The organism is Agrobacterium albertimagni AOL15 (assembly GCF_000300855.1).
Taxonomy (GTDB): domain Bacteria; phylum Pseudomonadota; class Alphaproteobacteria; order Rhizobiales; family Rhizobiaceae; genus Allorhizobium; species Allorhizobium albertimagni.
The window spans coordinates 96,738-117,972 of the sequence record NZ_ALJF01000023.1 but is presented as its reverse complement, the minus strand read 5'-3'; the positions used below and the strand labels follow the sequence as shown (position 1 = coordinate 117,972).

At 61.1% G+C, this 21,235-nt stretch carries 22 protein-coding genes; 18 read left to right on the top strand and 4 right to left on the bottom strand.

Features of this window, described 5'->3' with window-relative positions; all coding sequences use genetic code 11:
• Positions 1–2: 2 nt before the first annotated feature.
• The 4 genes from clpA (at position 3) to QWE_RS22415 (ending at position 3,944) form a co-directional block, all read left to right on the top strand.
• Entirely contained in the window at positions 3–2,480 is a 2,478-nt protein-coding gene (gene clpA / locus QWE_RS22430) for an ATP-dependent Clp protease ATP-binding subunit ClpA (protein ID WP_006728473.1), read from the top strand.
• Between the two features lie 73 nt (positions 2,481–2,553).
• Positions 2,554–3,336 (top strand): AzlC family ABC transporter permease, encoded by a 783-nt coding sequence (locus tag QWE_RS22425; RefSeq protein ID WP_006728472.1) that lies wholly within the window; start codon positions 2,554–2,556, stop codon positions 3,334–3,336.
• Positions 3,336–3,665 carry an AzlD domain-containing protein gene (locus tag QWE_RS22420; protein ID WP_006728471.1) on the top strand — a complete coding sequence of 110 codons (330 nt, stop codon included), beginning with the start codon at positions 3,336–3,338 and terminating at the stop codon, positions 3,663–3,665. The genes QWE_RS22425 and QWE_RS22420 overlap by 1 nt, the downstream gene beginning before the upstream one ends.
• A gap of 90 nt (positions 3,666–3,755) precedes the next feature.
• Positions 3,756–3,944, top strand: a complete 189-nt coding sequence (locus tag QWE_RS22415) for a hypothetical protein (protein WP_006728470.1) — start codon at positions 3,756–3,758, stop codon at positions 3,942–3,944.
• A gap of 28 nt (positions 3,945–3,972) precedes the next feature.
• Here the strand turns inward: QWE_RS22415 and QWE_RS22410 are convergent, their stop codons facing one another.
• The 4 genes from QWE_RS22410 to QWE_RS22395 form a co-directional block, all read right to left on the bottom strand.
• A complete protein-coding gene (locus tag QWE_RS22410) occupies positions 3,973–4,392 on the bottom strand; it encodes an HIT family protein (RefSeq protein ID WP_006728469.1) in 420 nt (139 codons plus the stop codon).
• Positions 4,393–4,463: 71 nt separating this feature from the next.
• Positions 4,464–5,663: a GNAT family N-acetyltransferase gene (locus QWE_RS22405; RefSeq protein WP_006728468.1), complete on the bottom strand. Its 1,200-nt coding sequence runs from the start codon at positions 5,661–5,663 to the stop codon at positions 4,464–4,466.
• 10 nt (positions 5,664–5,673) lie between these two features.
• Positions 5,674–6,405 carry a glycerophosphodiester phosphodiesterase gene (locus tag QWE_RS22400; RefSeq protein WP_006728467.1) on the bottom strand — a complete coding sequence of 244 codons (732 nt, stop codon included), beginning with the start codon at positions 6,403–6,405 and terminating at the stop codon, positions 5,674–5,676.
• On the bottom strand, positions 6,402–6,872 hold the full coding sequence (locus tag QWE_RS22395) for a RidA family protein (protein ID WP_006728466.1): 471 nt from the start codon (positions 6,870–6,872) through the stop codon (positions 6,402–6,404). Before QWE_RS22395 ends, QWE_RS22400 begins: the two co-directional genes overlap by 4 nt.
• 116 nt (positions 6,873–6,988) lie before the next feature.
• On the opposite strand from QWE_RS22395, the gene QWE_RS22390 reads away from it, so the two are divergent.
• The 14 genes from QWE_RS22390 (at position 6,989) to lpxB (ending at position 21,235) form a co-directional block, all read left to right on the top strand.
• Positions 6,989–7,819 (top strand): cell envelope integrity EipB family protein, encoded by an 831-nt coding sequence (locus QWE_RS22390; protein ID WP_006728465.1) that lies wholly within the window; start codon positions 6,989–6,991, stop codon positions 7,817–7,819.
• A 189-nt stretch (positions 7,820–8,008) separates the two neighbouring features.
• Positions 8,009–8,776, top strand: a complete 768-nt coding sequence (gene rpsB / locus QWE_RS22385; RefSeq protein WP_006728464.1) for a 30S ribosomal protein S2 — start codon at positions 8,009–8,011, stop codon at positions 8,774–8,776.
• A 257-nt stretch (positions 8,777–9,033) separates the two neighbouring features.
• Positions 9,034–9,960 carry a translation elongation factor Ts gene (tsf, locus tag QWE_RS22380; RefSeq protein ID WP_006728463.1) on the top strand — a complete coding sequence of 309 codons (927 nt, stop codon included), beginning with the start codon at positions 9,034–9,036 and terminating at the stop codon, positions 9,958–9,960.
• Between the two features lie 95 nt (positions 9,961–10,055).
• Entirely contained in the window at positions 10,056–10,778 is a 723-nt protein-coding gene (pyrH, locus tag QWE_RS22375) for a UMP kinase (RefSeq protein WP_006728462.1), read from the top strand.
• Positions 10,779–10,837: 59 nt separating this feature from the next.
• Positions 10,838–11,398 (top strand): ribosome recycling factor, encoded by a 561-nt coding sequence (gene frr, locus QWE_RS22370; protein WP_006728461.1) that lies wholly within the window; start codon positions 10,838–10,840, stop codon positions 11,396–11,398.
• A 50-nt stretch (positions 11,399–11,448) separates the two neighbouring features.
• Entirely contained in the window at positions 11,449–12,192 is a 744-nt protein-coding gene (locus QWE_RS22365) for an isoprenyl transferase (RefSeq protein ID WP_006728460.1), read from the top strand.
• 8 nt (positions 12,193–12,200) lie between these two features.
• Positions 12,201–13,034 (top strand): phosphatidate cytidylyltransferase, encoded by an 834-nt coding sequence (locus QWE_RS22360; protein ID WP_006728459.1) that lies wholly within the window; start codon positions 12,201–12,203, stop codon positions 13,032–13,034.
• Between the two features lie 65 nt (positions 13,035–13,099).
• Complete coding sequence (gene rseP / locus QWE_RS22355; protein WP_006728458.1) at positions 13,100–14,233, top strand: RIP metalloprotease RseP; 1,134 nt, start codon at positions 13,100–13,102, stop codon at positions 14,231–14,233.
• A 194-nt stretch (positions 14,234–14,427) separates the two neighbouring features.
• On the top strand, positions 14,428–16,782 hold the full coding sequence (gene bamA, locus QWE_RS22350) for an outer membrane protein assembly factor BamA (RefSeq protein ID WP_006728457.1): 2,355 nt from the start codon (positions 14,428–14,430) through the stop codon (positions 16,780–16,782).
• Positions 16,783–16,832: 50 nt separating this feature from the next.
• Positions 16,833–17,897 (top strand): UDP-3-O-(3-hydroxymyristoyl)glucosamine N-acyltransferase, encoded by a 1,065-nt coding sequence (gene lpxD / locus QWE_RS22345; protein ID WP_006728456.1) that lies wholly within the window; start codon positions 16,833–16,835, stop codon positions 17,895–17,897.
• Positions 17,890–18,357 (top strand): 3-hydroxyacyl-ACP dehydratase FabZ, encoded by a 468-nt coding sequence (fabZ, locus tag QWE_RS22340; protein WP_006728455.1) that lies wholly within the window; start codon positions 17,890–17,892, stop codon positions 18,355–18,357. The genes lpxD and fabZ overlap by 8 nt, the downstream gene beginning before the upstream one ends.
• The gene (lpxA, locus tag QWE_RS22335; protein ID WP_006728454.1) at positions 18,354–19,169 is read left to right on the top strand and encodes an acyl-ACP--UDP-N-acetylglucosamine O-acyltransferase; all 816 of its coding nucleotides are present in this window, start codon (positions 18,354–18,356) and stop codon (positions 19,167–19,169) included. The genes fabZ and lpxA overlap by 4 nt, the downstream gene beginning before the upstream one ends.
• 3 nt (positions 19,170–19,172) lie before the next feature.
• Entirely contained in the window at positions 19,173–20,054 is an 882-nt protein-coding gene (locus QWE_RS22330; RefSeq protein ID WP_006728453.1) for an LpxI family protein, read from the top strand.
• 5 nt (positions 20,055–20,059) lie between these two features.
• Positions 20,060–21,235: a lipid-A-disaccharide synthase gene (lpxB, locus tag QWE_RS22325; protein WP_006728452.1), complete on the top strand. Its 1,176-nt coding sequence runs from the start codon at positions 20,060–20,062 to the stop codon at positions 21,233–21,235.

Below are 21,235 nucleotides of genomic sequence, written 5' to 3'. Positions count from 1 at the left end.
ACGTGCCAACATTTTCACCCAGCCTCGAAAAAGCGCTGCATCAGGCCCTGACCTACGCCAACGAGCGTCACCATGAATATGCGACGCTGGAGCACCTGCTGCTCGCTCTGATCGACGACGCCGATGCCGCCGCCGTAATGGGGGCCTGCAACGTCAACCTCGATGCCTTGCGCAAGACCGTCGCCGATTTCGTCGACAACGATCTCGCCAATCTCATCACCGGTTACGACGAGGATTCGAAGCCGACTTCGAGCTTCCAGCGCGTCATCCAGCGGGCCGTGATCCATGTCCAGTCCTCGGGTCGCGAGGAAGTGACCGGCGCCAATGTGCTTGTTGCGATCTTCGCCGAGCGCGAAAGCAATGCCGCCTATTTCCTGCAAGAGCAGGAAATGACCCGCTACGATGCGGTCAATTACATCTCCCATGGCATCGGCAAGCGTCCGGGCGCGTCCCAGGTTCGCAGCCCGCGCGGTTCGGATGAGGGTGAGCCCGAGGCCAAGCAGGGCCGTGAGCCGGATGAAGCCTCCGCCAAGGGCAAGCAGGAGGCGCTGAAGGCCTATTGCGTCAATCTCAATGAGAAGGCGAAGACCGGCCGCATCGATCCACTCATCGGTCGTCATGACGAAGTCAACCGCACGATCCAGGTGCTTTGCCGTCGCTCCAAGAACAACCCGCTTTACGTGGGTGATCCCGGCGTCGGCAAGACGGCGATCGCCGAAGGTCTCGCCAAGCGCATCGTCGAGGGCAAGGTGCCGGAAGCGCTCTCAGATGCGACCATCTTCTCGCTCGACATGGGCACGCTGCTCGCCGGCACCCGTTATCGCGGTGACTTCGAGGAGCGCCTGAAGCAGGTGGTCAAGGAACTCGAGGATTACCCTGGCGCCGTGCTCTTCATCGACGAGATCCACACCGTCATCGGTGCGGGCGCCACTTCGGGCGGCGCCATGGACGCGTCGAACCTCTTGAAGCCGGCATTGTCCTCTGGTGCGATCCGCTGCATCGGTTCGACCACCTACAAGGAATACCGCCAGTTCTTCGAAAAGGACCGGGCGCTGGTCCGCCGTTTCCAGAAGATCGACGTCAACGAGCCGTCGATCGATGATGCGATCGAGATCATGAAGGGCCTGAAGCCCTATTTCGAGGACTACCACAAGCTTCGTTACACCAACGAGGCGATCAAGTCGGCTGTCGAGCTTTCGGCCCGCTACATCTCCGACCGCAAGCTTCCCGACAAGGCGATCGACGTGATCGACGAGACGGGTGCGGCTCAGATGCTGCTGCCGGCCTCGCGTCGCCGCAAGCTGATCACCGAGAGGGAAATCGAAGCGACCATCGCGACCATGGCCCGCATTCCCCCGAAGACGGTGTCCAAGGACGACGAGATGGTGCTTGCCAATCTCGAAAAGGAACTGCGGTCCGTCGTCTACGGCCAGGACAAGGCAATCGAAGCCCTCTCCACCTCGATCAAGCTTGCCCGTGCCGGTCTGCGCGAACCGAACAAGCCGATCGGCTCTTACGTTTTCTCCGGCCCGACCGGCGTCGGCAAGACGGAAGTGGCCAAGCAGCTTGCGTCGTCGCTCGGTGTCGAACTCCTGCGCTTCGACATGTCTGAATACATGGAGCGGCACACGGTCTCGCGTCTGCTCGGTGCGCCTCCCGGCTATGTCGGCTTCGACCAGGGCGGCCTGCTGACCGATGGCGTCGACCAGCATCCGCATTCGGTCGTGCTGCTTGATGAAATCGAGAAGGCGCATCCGGACATCTACAACATCCTGCTGCAGGTCATGGACCATGGCCAGCTGACCGACCACAACGGCAAGAAGATCGACTTCCGCAATGTCATCCTGATCATGACAACGAATGCGGGGGCGTCGGAAATGGCGAAGTCGGCGATCGGCTTCGGTTCGTCCAAACGGACCGGCGAAGACGAGGAGGCGCTGAACCGCCTGTTCACGCCGGAATTCCGCAACCGCCTCGATGCGACGATCCCGTTCGCGCCGCTGCCGACGGAAGTCATCCATCAGGTGGTGCAGAAGTTCGTCATGCAGCTGGAAGCGCAGCTTTCGGAACGCAACGTCACCTTCGATCTGTCGGAGCCCGCAATCGCCTGGCTGGCGAAAAACGGTTACGACGAGAAGATGGGTGCCCGTCCGCTGGCACGTGTCATCCAGGAGCACATCAAGAAACCGCTCGCCAACGAGATCCTCTTCGGCAAGCTGAAGAAGGGCGGCGTCGTCAAGGTCGGCATCAAGACCGATGACACCGGCGCCGAAGTGCTCGATCTGGAGTCGATTGCCGAAGTGCCTGCCGTCAAGCCGAAGCCGGAAGCCGAAGTGGCCTCCGCAAAGCCTGCAAAGGCGAAGCGCAAGCCGGCGGCCAAGGCGACTGCGATTGCCGATGAAGGCGATGTCGCCGTCATCGACGAGGCACCGAAGCAGCCGAAGCGCTCTGCCGTGCCGAAGGTGCCGAAGAAGAAGTAAGCACCCAACGCTTTGAGAGACCCGTGCCGGGCGTTCTGCCCGGCACTTTCTTTTTGCCGATCCGGATTTTCAGATGTCTTCGGCCACTTCCGATATTTCCCATACACGGTGGTTTTTCACCGGCATGCGCGGCCTCTTCAGCCTGCCTGCGATCATCCTGATGATTTCATTCGTCGGCTTCTCCGCCTTCGCCCTTGAATCGGGCGTGAGCCGCGCGGAAGCGATGTTCATGACGGTTGCCGTCTGGGCTTTGCCCGCCAAGATGATCCTGATCGGCACCATGACCAGCGGCGCCAACCTGCTGGCGATCTTCCTGGCCGTGTCGCTCTCCTCCATCCGCATGATGCCCATGGTCGCCTCGCTTGTGCCGGAAATGCGCACCGAACGCACGCCGACATGGCTCTTGCTCTTCCTGTCGCATTTCATCGCGATCACTGCCTGGGTCTTTGCCATGGGCAGCTTCAAGAATGTGCCGAGGGAAGGGCGGGTCGCCTATTTCGCCGGCTTCGGCATCACCCTTGTGACGATCAACATGATCCTCGTCGGTGTCTGCTACGGGCTGGTGGCAAAGTTTCCGCCTGTGGTTGCCGGTCTGCTCTTCTTCCTGACGCCGGTCTATTTCATTGCCTCCATCTGGGCGACGGGCCGCCAGTCCGTCGTCAAGGTGGGCTTTATCGTCGGTGCGGTCTCCGGCCCGCTCCTGGCGCTGGTCATGCCCGGCTTTGACATCCTGGTTGCCGGGCTCGGCGGCGGCACGCTGGCCTACCTCTTCGACCGCTATGTGATCCGGGGAGCCCAGAAGCAGGCGACCGTCGCTATCGCCGAGTCGACCCCCCAAACGGACGAGGTGGTCTGATGCAGGACTACTGGCCTTATATCGTCATCATCGTCGCCGGCTGGCTTGCCACGGACATCTGGCGCTGGCTCGGTGTCCTGGCCGGAAACCGGCTGCAGGAGGGATCCGAAGCGCTGAACTGGGTGAGGGCGGTCGCGACGGCGCTGGTGATGGCGGTGACGGCAAAACTCGTCGTCTTCCCGACAGGCACGCTCGAAACCTCACCGCTCTGGCTGAGGCTGGCGGCGGCTGCGCTCGGCTTTGCGGCCTTCCTGCTGGCCGGTCAGCGCGTCATCGTCGGAGTCCTGGTTCCCCTGGCGATCCTGGGTGCCGGCCTCATCTGGCTCTGACATCATGTCCGTTCACAGACACGTGTGATCGCTGGTATTGCCACATTTCGCTTCCCAAATCGGGTGTCCGATCAACCGGAGGATAGCGAAATGTCAAAGGTAGTACGCTTCCGAAAGCTGAAGCACGGGGACCCGCCCCGTTTCAAGGTCTTGCCTGATGATCTGCGCAAGACGTCGTCCCGCGACGGCGGCTGGAGTTCGACGGGCTCGTTCCCCCTGATGGTTCTTGCGCTCATCGGTTTTGCCGCCGTTCTGGTCGTCGGCGGCGTCATCGGCTGATTTGTAGCAAGCCTGGCTGGTGCTCGCCTCAGAGCGCCGCCTTGATCTTCTCGGCCTGGGCCTTCAACATCTCCACATCGGCCATGCCGCCCGCATGCGGCTTGAGCGGCACGCCTTCGTGGCGCGGGATGACATGGAAGTGCAGGTGGAAGACGGTCTGCCCGGCTGCCAGTTCGTTGAACTGGGCGACATAGACGCCATCGGCGTCGAAGGCGTCCTTCGCGGCGTTGGCAAGCTTCTGCACGACCGGGATCAGCTTCGCCAGCACCGCCGGATCGGCATCGAGCAGGTTACGCGATCCGGTCTTCGGGATGACCAATAGATGTCCCGGCGCCTGCGGCATAACATCCATGAAGGCCAGCGTGTGTTCATCCTCGTAGAGTTTCACCGAGGGAATGTCGCCGGCCAGGATCTTGGCGAAGATGTTGTTGGGATCATAGGCGGTCATGGTGCTCTCCTCGATTTCTGCGGCCACTTAACGGCAAGGCAGGCTGCGCTTCAAGCCTGAGCTTGCAGCTCTCAACCGTCGAATTCCTCGCCTTCGCGTGGTTGGCGCTCGCCCTTGCGGAAGGGCGTATGTTCTCCGAGATACTCGCCGATCTGGGCCACTTCGCGCCGCTCGTGTTCGAGATAGTCGGCGACCGCCCGGCGCAGCCCGGGATGGGCAATGAAATGGGCGGAATGGGTGGTCACGGGTTCGTAGCCACGTGCAAGCTTGTGCTCACCCTGCGCGCCGGCTTCCACACGGGGAAGGCCCCGGTGCAGGGCGAAATCGATCGCCTGGTGATAGCAGACCTCGAAATGCAGAAATGGGTGATCCTCGATGCAGCCCCAGTGACGGCCATAGAGCGCGTCGGCGCCGATGAAGTTGATCGCCCCTGCCACGTAGCGCCCGTCGCGCTTTGCCATGACGAGCAGGATGTCGTCCGGCATGCGCTCGCCGACCAGCGAGTAGAACAAGCGGGTCAGGTAAGGTCGGCCCCATTTGCGGCTGCCGGTGTCGATGTAGAAACGGAAGAACTGATCCCAGATCTCCTCCGTCAGATCGCTGCCCGTCAACCAGTCGATGCTGATCCCGTTCTCCAGCGCGATGCGCCGCTCCTTGCGCAAGTTTTTGCGCTTCGACGAGGAAAGCTCGGCGAGAAACGCCTCGTGATTGGGGTAACCGCGATTGATGAAATGGAACTGCTGGTCCGTGCGCTGCAGAAAGCCGGCTTCCGTGAGGGCAGGGAGCTCACCTTGCGACAGGAAGGTCACATGCGCCGAGGATGTCCCTAGTTCGCGGCATACCTGTTCCAGCCCTTGTGCAAGCAGGCTCTGGACCCTTCCCACGTTCTCGCCCTGCCGGATGAGCAGTCGGGGCCCGGTGGCCGGTGTGAAAGGGATGGAAGCCTGAAGCTTGGGGTAATAGCTCCCACCCGCACGGTGAAAGGCATCGGCCCAGCCGTGGTCGAAGACATATTCTCCCTGGCTGTGGCTCTTCAGATAGCAGGGAATGGCGCCGATGAGGCGCCCTTCCTCTTCAAGCAGCAGATGGTGCCCCATCCAGCCCGTCTCGGCTGTCGCCGAGCCAGACTCTTCAAGCGCCGAGAGAAAGGCAAACGAGGTGAAGGGATTATAGCCTGGGGCGGAGCGGGACGCTCCAATGAGCTCTCCCCATTCGGCCGAAGCGATCTCCTTGAAGGAGCGCACTACGCGGATCGTCACCTCGTCTGCCATGGGTCTCCCGTCAGGCGATCGCCGGCGACTGGCGCGGGTCGAAGCCTTCGAATGTCATCTGGTCTGCATATTTATAGGTCTGTGCCCGCATGATTTCATCCCTGACGGTCCAGGTAATCACGGGTGTGCCCTTTTCACGCAGGCCGCTGACGAAGTCATTCGGCAGATGCGCGACGCAATACGACGTGAAATCGAGGCCGAGATCCATGGCTTCGCGATGCGCCGCAAAGTTTTCGGGCTTCACGCCTTCCGCAGTCAGGCCGACAGGCCAGGGGCATTCGGCGATCTTCAATGCCCGTAGCAGGTGATAGTCGAAGCTCATCAGCGCGACCTTGCCTTCGTAACCCTCGAGCACTTCGAGCACGGCCTCGACGAAACCGTCGTCCTGCTCGGCGTCCAGGCCCTTGAGTTCGATCACAAGCGGCACCTGGCCCTTCACGAGGTCGAGCATCTGGCGAAGCGTCGGGATCTTGTCCTTGGTGCCGCCGATCGACAGCATCCGTAACTCGCCGGCCGTGCGCTCACGCACCTCACCGGTCATGTTGCAGAGCCGCTGCAGGTCGTGGTCGTGGAAGACCATCGGGACGCTGTCGGAGGAGAGCTGGATGTCGCATTCGATGGCAAAGCCTGCCTCGATCGCCCGGCTGAAAGCCGAAAGCGTGTTTTCCCAGATCTCTCTGTTCATGTCGTGATAGCCGCGATGCGCGACGGGCAGGTCCTTGATCCAGTCGATATGGCTCACAGGGCAATCTCCAGGATGGCGTCGATCTCGACGGCAGCGTTCAGTGGCAGTTGCGCTACACCGACGGCCGCACGCGCATGCTTGCCCGCGTCGCCGAGTACATTGGCGATCAGGTTGGATGCGCCGTTGATGACGAGATGCTGTTCGACGAAGCCGGGTGCCGAAGCGACGAAGCCGTTGAGCTTGACGACGCGGGTGATCCGCGAGAGATCGCCGGACAAGGCAGCTTTCGCCTGCGCCAGGATGTTGATCGCGCAGAGTTCGGCTGCTCTCTGGGCGTCGGCAAGCGCAACGTCACCGCCGACCAGACCGATCACTGCCACTTTTCCGCCTTCAATCGGCAACTGTCCCGAGAGGAGCAGCAGGTTTCCGCTGATCACATAGGGCACGTAATTGGCGGCGGGGGCTGCGGCTTCCGGCAGGCTGATGCCCAGCGCTGCAAGGCGGCCGTCGATTGTGTCGGACATGGTCGATTCCCGGTCTGTTGATAAAAGTTGAGAAAGTTGTGGCGACGAAAAGCATGTCTCGCTTTTGCCGGATGTGTTCTTATAACATCGATGACGAGTCCAACAGGAGGGTGTCGATGTTTCCTTTGCGAATGGCGGTCCGTGCGACGCTTTCCCTGGCAGCCGTCAGCGCGGCGGGGCAGGCAGCATCTGCTGCGACCGTCGGCCTGGTGCCGCATCGCGCCGTCTACGAGATCGGGCTGAAGGAAGCGTCCGACCGCTCCGGCATCGAATCCGTACGCGGCCGCATGGTCTATGAGTTCAGCGGCTCGGCCTGCAAGGGCTTCAACACCCAGTTCCGCTTCGTCACCCGCATTGATGTCGGCGAGGGCGTGCGCGTCACCGACCAGCGATCCACGACCTTCGAAGATGTCGCCGCCGGCACGTTCAGGTTCGAGAACAAGTCCTTCACCGACGATCAGCTCGACAAGGATGTCAGCGGCGCCGCAGCCGAAGCCGGTGGCAAGGTCAAGATCGAGCTGACCGGTCCCGACAAGCGGGCGCTCGAGCTTGCCGACAGCCGCTTTCCGGCCGAACACATGCTCGAAGTGATCGCCCGTGCGCGAAAGGGAGAGCAGGTCTTCGAATCGCGGATCTTCGATGGCTCCGAAGATGGCGACCAGACCTTCCTCACCACGACCATCGTCGGTGGACCGACCAAGTCGAGCGACACGGACCCGGAGGCCAAGGCCCTGGAATCGCTCGGCGCTCAGGACTACTGGCCCGTTTCGATCGCCTATTTCGACGAGAAGACCAGGGGCGACCAGGAGCCGATCTACAGCCAGTCCTTCAAGCTTTACGAGAACGGTGTCACACGCGACCTGACGCTCGACTATGGTGATTTCGTCCTGGCCGGGAAGCTGACCAAGCTCGAAGTTCTCGGCAAGCCGGATGTCGGCTGCCCGTAAAGGGGCTCGAATACCGGCAAATTACCTGTTTTTCCCTTGATTTTTACCCGACGCCCCTGTATGGCCGGCGTCATTCCACACGCGAGGCTTGGGATCGACAGGGAGAAATCCTGCCGCTTCCGCCCGGTGGCAGTCCGAAAGGACTGCTGTTTGCTTCGCGGGGGTTCAACCGGAAAAGGAGAAAAAGGCATGGCATTGCCTGATTTTAGCATGCGTCAGCTTCTGGAAGCTGGCGTTCACTTCGGTCACCAGACTCACCGCTGGAACCCGAAGATGAAGCCGTACATCTTCGGCGATCGTAGCAACATCCACATCATCGACCTGGCTCAGACCGTTCCTATGCTGTCGCGCGCCCTTCAGGTCGTGTCCGACACCGTCGCTCGCGGCGGCCGCGTTCTGTTCGTTGGCACCAAGCGTCAGGCTTCGGAAATCATCGCTGATTCCGCCAAGCGTTCGGCCCAGTATTACGTCAACTCCCGCTGGCTCGGCGGCATGATGACCAACTGGAAGACCATTTCGAACTCGATCGCCCGTCTGCGCAAGCTCGACGAGATCCTGGCTTCGGAAGCCTCTGGCTACTCCAAGAAGGAGCGCCTGAACCTCGAGCGCGAACGCGAGAAGCTTGAAAAGGCTCTCGGCGGTATCCGCGACATGGGCGGCACCCCGGACCTGATGTTCATCATCGACACCAACAAGGAAAAGATCGCGATCGACGAAGCCAAGCGCCTCGGCATCCCGGTTGTTGCTGTGATCGACTCGAACTGCGATCCGGACCTGATCGACTACCCGATCCCGGGCAATGACGACGCTTCGCGCGCCATCGCTCTCTACTGCGACCTGATCTCGCGCGCTGCCATCGACGGCATTGCTCGCCAGCAGGGCGCTTCCGGTCGTGACATCGGCGCCTCTGCCGAAGCTCCGATCGAGCCGGCTCTCGCGACCGAAGCCGAAGCGTAATCGCGTATAGCGGCGGGCTCTCCGCCGCTTTTCCCGTCAAGGGAATGGCCGCCTGTGCGCTCTTCGAGCAGCGGGCGGCCTCCGTTCTTCCGGATGCCGCTTGCCAAAGCGAGAGGGCGTCGAAGACGGCCGATTGTTTCCGTGGTGACCTGCTTCATCACGTTGTCATACATCCGGGTACATTTCGTCCCCAACACAGCGGCCCTCCGTTCGCCCAAAGCCACGGATCGTCCGCCTGAACAGACAAGAGGCACACAATGGCTGAAATCACTGCAGCACTGGTAAAAGAACTGCGCGAAAAGTCCGGCGCAGGCATGATGGATTGCAAGAAGGCTCTGACCGAGAACAACGGTGACGTCGAAGCCGCCATCGACTGGCTGCGCGCCAAGGGTATCGCCAAGGCCGACAAGAAGTCGGGCCGCACGGCTGCTGAAGGCCTGATTGGTATCAACGGCGCCGGCACCTCCGCCGTTGTCGTCGAAGTCAACTCCGAAACCGACTTCGTTGCCCGCAACGACGCCTTCCAGGATCTCGTCCGCGGTGTGGCTTCGGTCGCCATCGGTACCGACGGTTCTGTTGAAGCAATCGGCGCTGCAAGCTATCCGGCCACCGGCAAGACCGTCACCGACACGATCAAGGACGCGATCGCCCATATCGGCGAGAACATGACGCTGCGCCGCGCCGTCAAGCTCTCGGTCGAGGACGGTGTCGTCGCGACCTACATCCACAATGCCGTTGCTGACGGCCTCGGCAAGCTCGGCGTTCTAGTCGCGCTCAAGTCGACCGGCAACAAGGACGTTCTGGCTGCCATCGGCCGTCAGGTCGCCATGCACATTGCCGCGACGAACCCGCTCGCCATCCGTTCGGAAGAAGTCGACGCCGCTGTTGCCGAGCGCGAGCGCAACGTCTTCATCGAGCAGTCTCGCGCTTCGGGCAAGCCGGACGCCATCATCGAAAAGATGGTTGAAGGCCGCATGCGCAAGTTCTTCGAGGAAGTCGCTCTTCTCTCGCAGGCTTTCGTCATCAACCCGGAACTGACCGTCGGCGACGCCATTAAGGCTGCCGAGAAGGAAGCCGGCGCTCCGATCGAAGTCACCGGCATGGCTCGCCTGCTGCTCGGCGAAGGCATCGAGAAGGAAGAATCCGACTTCGCCGCCGAAGTCGCAGCCGCTGCCAAGGGCTGATTGCTGCTACCCTTCTTCGAGGGAAAACATCGGGCATCGCGTGACAACGCGATGCCCTTCGTGTATCCGGCACAGAATTGATCTCGGGAGTATTCATGTCAGCCAAGCCATTGTTCAAGCGCGTCCTCCTCAAGGCTTCGGGCGAAGCCCTCATGGGTAGCCAGGGATTCGGGATCGATGTGGCAGTGGCCGACCGGATCGCCGGAGACATCGCCGAAGCCCGCCGCATCGGCGTGGAAGTCGGCGTCGTTGTCGGTGGTGGCAACATCTTCCGCGGTGTAGCCGTCGCGTCGAAGGGGGGCGATCGCGTCACCGGCGACCACATGGGCATGCTGGCAACGGTGATCAACGCGCTCGCTCTCGCTACCTCGCTCCGCAAGCTCGATATCGACACCGTGGTTCTCTCGGCCATCGCCATGCCCGAGATTTGCGAAAGCTTCTCCCAGCGCGCTGCCTTGCACCACCTAGCTCAGGGCAGGGTGGTGATCTTCGCCGGCGGCACGGGCAATCCGTTCTTCACGACCGATTCTGCCGCTGCCTTGCGCGCCGCCGAAATCGGCGCACAGGCCATTTTCAAGGGCACCCAGGTCGACGGCATCTATTCGGCCGACCCCAAGAAGGACCCGGCTGCAACCCGCTTCGACAGCCTGACCCATGATGAAGTCCTGCAGAAGGGACTCGCCGTCATGGACGTCGCCGCCGTTGCACTCGCACGCGAAAACCATATTCCGATCATCGTCTTCTCGATCCACGAGAAGGGTGGTTTCGGCGAAATCCTGTCCGGCGCCGGCCGCATGACAATCGTTACCGACAACTGATTTCACATGAATGGCGGCGATCTGATGCCGCCGACAGACAGAGCAATGGGAGAACCATGATGACCGCAGGGGTTGATCTCAACGACATCAAGCGCCGCATGGACGGCGCGATCAACGCGTTCAAGAACGACATCGCATCGCTGCGCACCGGCCGCGCTTCGGCCAACGTCCTCGATCCGGTCGTGGTCGAAGCCTATGGGTCGCGCGTGCCGCTGAACCAGGTCGCCAACGTCACGGTGCCGGAGCCGCGCATGCTCGGCGTGTCGATCTGGGACAAGTCGATGGTGGGTGCCGTCGATCGTGCGATCCGCGAAGCCAATCTCGGCCTCAATCCGATCGTTGACGGCCAGAACCTGCGTATTCCGCTGCCTGAGCTCAACGAAGAGCGCCGCAAGTCGCTGGTCAAGGTGGCACACGACTACGCCGAAAAGGCCAAGGTCGCGATCCGCCACGTCCGCCGCGACGGCATGGACGGCCTGAAGAAGGCGGAAAAAGACGGCACGATCGGTCAGGATGACAGCCGTAGCCAGTCTGAGCGTGTTCAGAAGATGACTGACGAGACGATTGTCGAAGTCGACCGCTTGCTCGTGGAGAAAGAAAAGGAAATCATGCAGGTTTAAGGCAGAGTCGTTTCTTTCGAGCACTCTCAACGCCGCCTGGATCCTCGCCAATGTCGACAGTTCAACATCGCATCGTTCCGCAGCATGTTGCGATCATCATGGATGGCAATGGTCGCTGGGCAAACGCCCGGGGGCTTCCCCGGACGTTCGGCCATCGCAAGGGCGTTGAGACTGTCCGCGAGACCGTGAAGGCTGCCGGCGAGGCAGGCGTCGGCTTTCTGACGCTTTTTGCATTCTCCTCGGAGAACTGGCGGCGGCCTGAAGCTGAGATCAACGAACTGTTCGGCCTGCTCAAGGCATTCATTCGTCGAGACCTCGCCGATCTGCATAGGGCCGGTATCCGCATCCGGATCATCGGTGATCGGGTCAACCTGCGCGACGACATCCGCTCCCTGCTCCTCGAAGCAGAAGAAACCACGACAAACAACACCGGCATGACGCTCGTCATTGCCTTCAATTACGGTTCGCGTGACGAGATCGCACGCGCCGCTGCACGTCTGGCGGCCGACGTACAGGCTGGCCGGCTTGATCCCTCGCAGATCGATGCAAGCAAGCTCAACGACTGCCTGGATACTGCCGGCATCCCCGATCCCGATTTGGTGATCCGCACCAGCGGAGAGGAACGTCTGTCGAATTTCCTTCTCTGGCAGGCAGCCTATGCCGAATTGATGTTTGTGCCCGACTTCTGGCCAGACTTCACGCCGGCACTTTTTGATTCCGTGCTCGAACGATATGCCGCCCGCGACCGTCGCTTCGGCGGCCTCTCGGCCAAAGCCGTGGCCGTCGGCTCATGATGCTCACAATGTCGCGAGAACTTCAGCTCAGAATCGTTTCCGCCATCGTGATGATTGCGGTGGTTCTGGCGGCAACCTGGTTCGGCGGCCTGGCTTTCAAGATCCTGGCTGCCGGTATCGGTCTGCTGATCTACTACGAATGGTCGACGATCACGCGACTCGCGGAAAACAGCATCCGGGCCAATGCCTTCGGCTGGTTCTCGATGGCATTAATCAGTCTCAACATGTTGTTCGGGCGGGCGGAATTGACCGTTCCGCTGTTTGCGGGGCTGGTCGTCACGGCTGCAATCCCGGCCGTTCTTCGCCGCGTCAACTGGTGGCAGCCGGGCGGACTGTTTTACGCAGGGCTGAGCGCAATCTCGCTCTCCGCCATTCGCGGCGAAGATTCGCTCGGTTTCATCGCTATGCTTTTCGTGTTCATCGTCGTGTGGTCGACCGACATTCTTGCCTATTTTGTGGGGCGAGCAATCGGTGGGCCGAAGCTTGCACCGAAGATCTCTCCCGGCAAGACCTGGTCCGGCGCGATCGGGGGGACTGTGGCTGGCGTAATCGGCGGGCTCCTGATTGCGATGGCGCATTTCCAGGATGTCGGGCTTTGGGTTGCGATCGTCGCCTTTGCCTTGTCGGTCGCGAGCCAGATCGGCGACCTCTTCGAATCGTTCATCAAGCGCCGTTTCGGGGTCAAGGATTCGAGCCGCCTTATACCGGGGCATGGAGGCGTCATGGACCGTGTCGACGGCCTTGTATTTGCCTGTTTTGCCGCGTTCTTCTTGGCAATCGGCAGTTCCGCCGGCGGTGTCGGTACCGTCGTCTCGATGGGCGCCTTCCTCTTCGGTCTCTGAGGCGGGTGGCTGGCGTCAGGTGACGGGCACAAATTCTCGCTGAAGCGAGTGCAGGAAACGGACAGATGGATCACATCAGCGCAGTCTTCGGCTTTCTTGGCGGATACATCCTGCCTTACATTCTCATTCTGTCACTGCTCGTCTTCATCCATGAGCTGGGCCACTATCTGGCAGGCCGCTGGTCGGGCATTCGAATTCTGGCATTCTCCGTTGGCTTCGGCCCTGAGTTGGTCGGCTACACGGACAAGCACGGAACACGCTGGAAAATCTCGGCGATTCCCTTGGGCGGTTATGTCCGGTTCTTCGGCGATGCGGATGCCGCGAGCCGTCCGGACGGCTCCCTTGCAGACGAACTGACCGAAGAAGAGCGCGCTCAGACGCTGAATGGCGCCAAGCTCTGGAAAAGAGCCGTCACCGTCGCCGCGGGTCCCCTTGCAAACTTCCTGCTCGCGATTGTCATCTTTGCCGGCATGTTCGCCTTTATGGGCAAGCCCGTTTCCGATCCTGTCGTGGCAGATATCAAGGCGGGCAGTGCGGCTGAAGAAGCCGGCATCGAGCGCGGCGACGTCCTGCTGGCTCTGGACGGCCGCATGATCGAGACCTTCGACGATGTCGTGCGCTACATCACCATGCGTCCGGAAATCCCGGTGGAAGTTACTGTGCGGCGTGATGGCCAGGAGATCGATTTTGCCCTGACCCCGAAGCGGGCCGTAACCAGCGACCGCTTCGGCAATGAGATGGAAGTCGGACAGATCGGAATCATCACCGACCAGCAGGCGGGCAATTTCCGAATCGTGGAGCTGTCGCCGCTCCAGGCGGTGTGGGAAGGCGTGCGCCAGACCGGGCACATCATCACCGGGACCTTCGACTATATCGGCAACATGATCGCCGGACGCATGAATGCCGATCAGCTCGGCGGCCCGGTTCGCGTCGTTCAGGCCTCCGGTCAGATGGCGACGCTCGGCGTTATCGCTCTGTTAAATCTGGCAGCGGTTCTCTCCGTTTCCCTGGGGCTTTTGAACTTGTTCCCAGTTCCGGTCCTTGACGGCGGCCATCTCGTTCTCTACGCGATTGAGGCAGTGCGGGGGAAGCCCATGGGGCAGGGCGCACAGGAAATCGCGTTCCGGATCGGTATGGCGATGATCCTGTCTCTGATGGTCTTCGCCACTTGGAATGATATCAGCCGTTTGATTGGCTAAGGCGGGATCCCGCAAGCTGCGAAAGGATTTGTTTACGCTGTTTCAAATTGATAGTGGCGATTGGGCCACGCGTTGAAATGAAGTAAACAGAAATTAACGCGCGCACTTGCTTGTAGGGTAAAACCCGTTAAAACCACACACGGGCCGGAGTCGGGTGCCGACTTTGGGGCAATGGAAGAAGGTATAGTATACACATGAAGGCTGGTTCAAAGTTTTTGAACGCAGTATCGGCGGTCGCGCTGTCTGCTGGTGTCGTGTCTTCGGGCGCAGGTATTGCCGTTCTTGCATCGGCAATTGCTGCCGAAGCCGCAGTGGTTCAGCGTATCGACGTACGCGGAGCTCAGCGTGTTGGTCCGGAAGCTGTGCGCTCCAACCTTTCGATCCAGCCGGGTCGGACTTTCTCCAACGCCGACATCGATGAATCGGTCAAGCGTCTCTACGCGACCGGCTTCTTCTCCGATGTTCAGATTTCCGTTTCCGGCGGTACGTTGGTGGTCACGGTTGCTGAAAACCAGCTGATCAATCAGGTGGTCTTCAACGGCAACCGCAAGATCAAGGACGACAAGCTTCAGGGCATCGTCCAGACGCAGGGTCAGGGTCCTTACAGTGACAGCCTGATCAGCGCCGACATTCAGCGCATCCGTGAAGCCTATTCCGCCATCGGCCGTTCCGACGTGGAAGTGACGACGCAGGTCGTTCCGGTCGCCGAAGGTCGTGTGAATCTGGCCTTCGTGATCAACGAAGGTGAGCGCACCAAGATCAGCTCGATCAATTTCGTTGGCAACAGGGCTTATTCCGATGGCCGACTGGCCGCCGTTCTGCAGACCAAGGAATCGGGCATTCTGTCCTTCCTGACCCGCAAGGACGTCTACAACGAGGACAAGCTGCGCGCTGACGAAGAAGCGCTGCGTCAGTTCTACTACAACCACGGCTACGCAGACTTCCGCGTGATCTCGTCCGAGGCCGTCCTCAACGAGACCGGCAACGAATACACGATCAACATCACGGTCGATGAAGGTCAGCGCTACCGCTTCGGCGCTGTCTCCGTCGAATCGACTGTTGACGGCATCGATGGTTCGGAACTCCAAGGTCTCCTCGAGACCCGCGAAGGTCAGACCTACAGCGCCCGCGACATTCAGAAGTCGATGGAAGCCATTTCCCGTCGCGTGTCGTCGGCCGGCTATCCCTTCGCCCGTGTCGTTCCGCGCGGTGACCGCAACTTCGAAACCAACACCATCGGCGTGACCTATCTGGTCGACCAGGGTGAGCGCGCTTATGTCGAGCGTATCGAAGTCCGTGGCAACACCCGTACCCGCGACTACGTCATTCGCCGCGAATTCGACATCTCCGAAGGCGATGCCTTCAACCAGGAGACCATTTCGCGCGCCAAGCGTCGTCTGGAAGCTCTCGGCTTCTTCTCGGCGGTCAACATCTCGACCCAGGCTGGCAGCTCGCCGGACCGCGTCGTCGTGATCGTCGACGTTCAGGATCAGCCGACCGGCTCGTTCGGTATCGGCGCCGGCTACTCCGTCGGTGACGGTGGCCTGGTTCTGGAAGCCTCCGTCGAAGAAAAGAACTTCCTCGGCCGCGGTCAGTTCATCCGCGTTGCCGCCGGTGGTGGCTTCGACGAGACCCAGACCTACAACTTCTCCTTCACCGAGCCCTACTTCCTCGGTTATCGCCTGGCTGCCGGCTTTGACGTGTTCAAGAGCTCGACCAGTGCGAACTCCTACTACGACTACGAAGAGCAGGGCGGTACGATCCGCGTCACTGCGCCGATCACCGAAGATCTGGCCACGACGCTGCGTTACACCTACAAGACCCTCGACTACATCAACGATGGCGCCTTCGGTGCGAATGGCGTTGCCGGCGGCGGTGATGACCGTGTAGCAGACCCTTACATCGATGCGATCACGGGCAGCACCTGGAAGCAGTCGATCCTCGGTCACTCGATCGTCTACAACACCGTCGATGACCGTCAGAACCCGCACGAAGGCATCTATGCGAGCTTTACGCATGAATATGCCGGCCTCGGTGGCGACTCCGAATACTACAAGGCCTTTGTCCGCGCCCGCGTCTTCTACACGCTGTCGGACGAGTTCGACATCGTCGGCTCGCTCGCTGGTTCGGCTGGCCATGTCGTTGCTCTCGGTGACAACCTGAACGTCTTTGATCAGTTCAAGATCGGCGGCAAGGAAATCCGCGGCTTCGACAACAGCGGTATCGGCCCGCGCATCGGTGACGACTCGATCGGTGGCACGACCTATTTCACGGCTTCGGCTGAAGCGACTTTCCCGCTTCCGCTCGTGCCCCAGGACCTGGGTTTCCGCGGTGCGGTCTTCGCAGATGCCGGCACGCTCTACGGCAGCGATCTGCGCAGTCAGTCTGGCGTTGTCGGTACCGACATGTCGCTCCGTGCATCGGTTGGTGCAGGCGTGATCTGGAATTCGCCCTTCGGTGCGCTTCGTGTCGACTACGCGGTTCCGGTCGCCAAGGAAGACTTCGACGATACCCAGGAATTCCGTTTCAGCATGGCGAACCAGTTCTAAGACTGGCTGTCCAGAACTGCTGACAGGTTGACGTTCTGGAGCGTTTGCTGATGGACCATAATCATTTCTTTCCGCCCCATGCCGGGGTGACCCTGGCTGCGCTTGCAGCCCAGACGGGGGCGGAATTGCAGGACGAGAGCCAGGGCGGACGGATCGTAAGGTCCGTGTCGCCTGTCTCCAGAGCGAAGGAAGGGGATGTTTGCTACATCCTCTCTCGTCGCAACAAGGAAGAACTGGCGACATGCCAGGCGGCTGCGATCTTCTGCGAAAAGCCTCTTCTCTCTCTCATTCCCGACCATATTCCCGTTCTTCTCGCTAAGAGCGCGCAGACGGCCTTTGCCCTTGCAGGCGCAATCCTGCATCCGACGGGCTTGAAGCCCATACGGATGACGACCGAGCCTGCTCGTATCTCGCCGGCAGCCTATGTCGATGCGACGGCAAAGCTCGAAGATGGTGTCGAAGTCGAGCCCATGGCGGTCATCGGCGCTGATGTCGAGATTGGCAGCGGCACACGGATCGGCCCCGGAGCCGTGATCGGTCCCGGTGTTCGCATCGGTCGCGACTGTGTGATTGCTGGTGGCGCGACAATCCAGGTCGCTCTCGTCGGCAACAATGTCATCATTCACAACGGCGCGCGTATCGGGCAGGACGGTTTCGGCTATGCACCGGGTCCTCGCGGCATGCTGAAGATCGTCCAGATCGGCCGCGTGATTATCCAGGACCATGTAGAAATCGGCGCCAACACCACGATCGATCGCGGCACGATGGACGACACCGTGATCGGCGAGGGGACGAAGATCGACAACCTCGTGCAGGTCGGCCACAACGTTCGCATCGGCCGCCATTGCGGTATCGTCAGCCAGGTCGGTATTGCCGGCAGCACGGTGATCGGTGACGGCGTGATGATCGGTGGTGCCGCCGGCATCAACGGCCATATCAAGATCGGCGACGGCGCCCAGATTGCCGCCATGAGCGGCGTCCTGGCCGAGGTGCCGGCAGGTGAGAAATACGGCGGCGTTCCGGCCCGCCCGTTGAAGGATTATTTGCGCGAGGTGGCCGATACGCTCAGCCGCTACGATAGCCGCGCCAAGGAAAAAGGAGCCAGCAATGACTGAACTCGCGAAAAGCGAATTGGGTTCGGCTGATATCCTCGAGATCATGAAGCTTCTGCCCCACCGCTATCCCTTTTTGCTGGTGGACAAGATCATCGAGATTGACGGCGACAATTCGGCCATCGGCATCAAGAATGTCACGGCGAACGAACCGCATTTCACCGGACATTTTCCGGAAAGCCCGATCATGCCGGGCGTCCTTTTGATCGAAGGCATGGCCCAGACTGCTGGTGCCATCTGCGCTCGGCTTCAGGGCGAGGGCGGAAATCTCGTCTATTTCATGACGATCGATAACGCGCGTTTTCGCAAGCCGGTCGTTCCTGGCGACCGCGTTGAATTCCATGTCGTCAAGCAGAAGCAGCGCGGCAACATCTGGAAGTTCCATTGCGACGCCAAGGTCGACGGTGCACTGGTCGCCGAGGCCGACATTGGGGCCATGATCATGCGCAAGGATCAGAAATGAGCCAGATCGCCGCAAGCGCCGTCATCCATCCGATGGCCGTGGTCGAAGACGGCGCGGTGATCGGCGAGAATGTGAAGATTGGGCCCTTCTGCCGGGTGGGTGCTCGCGTGACGCTGAAAGACGGCGTCGAACTGATTTCGAACGCTGTCGTCACCGGTCTCACCGAAATCGGCGCGGGTTCGACTATCCACCCGATGGCCGTGATCGGTGGTGTCTCGCAAAGCCTTCACGAGGCGGGCGAGGATTCCACGCTGGTCGTCGGTGCAAATTGCACCATGCGCGAAGGCGTGACGATGAACTGCGGCACGGTCGGCGGTGGCGGTATCACCCGCGTCGGCGACAACTGCCTGTTCCTGGCCAATTCGCATGTCGCCCATGACTGCATTCTCGGCAATGACATCATCCTGTCGAACAATGTCATGCTGGCCGGTCATGTTCACGTCGGTGACAAGGCGATTCTCAGCGGTGGCTGCGCCGTGCACCAGTTCACCCGTATCGGCCGTCAGGCATTCATCGGTGGTCTATCCGCCGTTGCCTATGATGTCATTCCCTATGGCATGCTGAACGGCAATCCCGGCATTCTCGGCGGCCTGAACGTGGTCGGCATGACCCGCGCCGGCATCGAACGCTCGGTGATCCACCAAGTGCGTCGCGCCTTCAAGCAGATCTTCGAAAGCGAAGGATCGGCGCGGACGAATGCTGCCGCCATTCGCGACGAATATCTGGACTGCGCGCCGGTGATCGAGATCCTCGACTTCATAGCCGCTGAAAGCGATCGGGCACTGTCCTCGCCCAATCGCGGCAAGAACTGAGTGATGACGGCGGCCGCTCAATCGGACGGCCTGCCCCGAACCGGTCGCCTGGCCATTATTGCCGGCAGCGGAAAGCTCCCCGTTTTCCTGGCTGAAGCAGCACGCGCCGCAGGCGAAGACCCCTTCGTTCTCAGGCTGAAGAACGAAGCCGATGATATCTGGCAGGGCTTTGACAACGCGGTCATTGGCGTCGGTGATATGGCCGGCCTGTCGGCGCTCTTTCGCCAGCATGATATTCGCCGGGTCGTCATGTCGGGGGCGGTCAAGCGCCGGCCGGCTTTTGGCGAAATTCGCGTCAATCTGAAATCCCTGCTGAAACTGCCGATGGCGCTGAAGACTCTGATGGCTGGCGGCGACGATGCCGTGCTTCGCATGGTCATTTCGTTGATCGAAGCACAGGGTTGTGAAGTGCTGGGCGCCCACGAGATCCTGCCGGGCTTGCTGGCAACGGTTGGACCGCTCGGTGCAGTGTCTCCCGACGGCGATGACGAGCGTGACATCGAAAAGGCGGCAGAGGCCGCGGAAGCCCTGGGAAGGCTGGATGTAGGGCAGGGCGCTGTTGCCGTCGGCGGCCGCATCGTAGCGCTGGAGGGCGTCGAGGGCACCGACGCGATGCTCGCCCGCGTCGAGGGCCTGCGTGCCGAAGGACGGATCTCCAGGCGCCGCAGGGGCGTTCTGGTCAAGCTCTGCAAACCCCAGCAGGATCTGCGCGCCGATCTGCCGACCATCGGCGTCTCGACCGTCGAGAATGCCAAGGCCGCCGGGCTTGCCGGGATTGCCGTTGAAGCCGGCCGTGCGCTGGTCGTCGAGCGTGAGGTGATGATTGCGGCGGCCAATGCCGCCGGTCTTTTCGTCGTCGGCCTGGATCGTTCGCGCAAGGAGTAGGCAGCATGTCGGACAAACCCTTGAAGATTGCCGTCATCGCCGGTGAGGTCTCAGGCGATCTCCTGGGGGCAGATCTGATCGCGCATCTGAAGACGATGCATGAAGGGCCTGTCGAACTCGTCGGCGTCGGCGGGGAGGCGCTCGAGGCTCAAGGATTGAAGTCGCTCTTCGACTTCTCCGAGCTCTCGATCATGGGCGTTACCCAGGTTCTGTCGAAGCTGCCGCGGCTGATCAAGCTGATCTCCTGGACAGCCGATTCCATTGTCGCGGCCAGACCGGACTTGCTCCTGATCGTCGACAGTCCCGATTTCACCCACCGCGTTGCCAAAAAGGTGCGGCAGAAGCTGCCGGATCTGCCGGTCGTGAACTATGTCTGCCCCAGTGTCTGGGCGTGGAAGGAGTACCGCGCCAAGGCGATGCTCGCCTATGTCGATTCTGTTCTCGCCGTCCTGCCCTTCGAGCCATCGGTGATGCAGCGTCTCGGCGGTCCGGAGACCCATTTCGTCGGTCATCGGCTCGCAAGCAATGCCGACATTCTGCGCGTACGCGAGGCACGCAAGGCGAGGGGAGTGAGAGCGGCGGGCGACAAGCGGACCATCCTCCTCCTGCCCGGTTCGCGCGGTGGCGAAATCACGCAGCTTCTGCCGGTTTTCGGTGAAGCCATGCAGGAATTCGTCGCCCGCAATGGCGAAACGCGCTTCGTGCTCCCCACCGTGCCGCGCCAGGAGGCGCGCGTCCGTGAAATCACGAAGGGCTGGCCATTGAGACCCGAGATCATGCTCGGCGACAAGGCGAAGTGGCGCGCCTTTGAAGAGGCGGATGCCGCGATCGCCGCCTCAGGGACCGTGATCCTCGAGCTGGCACTCGCGCATGTACCCGTGGTCTCGACCTACAAGGGCGACTGGATCATCAGAATGCTCAGCCACCGGATCAAGATCTGGACCGGTGCATTGCCCAACCTGATCGCCGACTACGCGGTGGTGCCTGAATACTTCAACGACGTCTTGCGCCCCGCAAGCCTCGTGCGCTGGGCCGAGCGACTGTCGACGGACACGCCGCAGCGTGCCTCGATACTCGCGGGCTATGACGATGTCTGGCAAAGGCTGCAGACGCAAAGGCCGGCCGGTGAAGCCGGCGCGGCCGTGGTTATGTCTTTGCTTCAAGAGCGCGGCAGGCTTTGA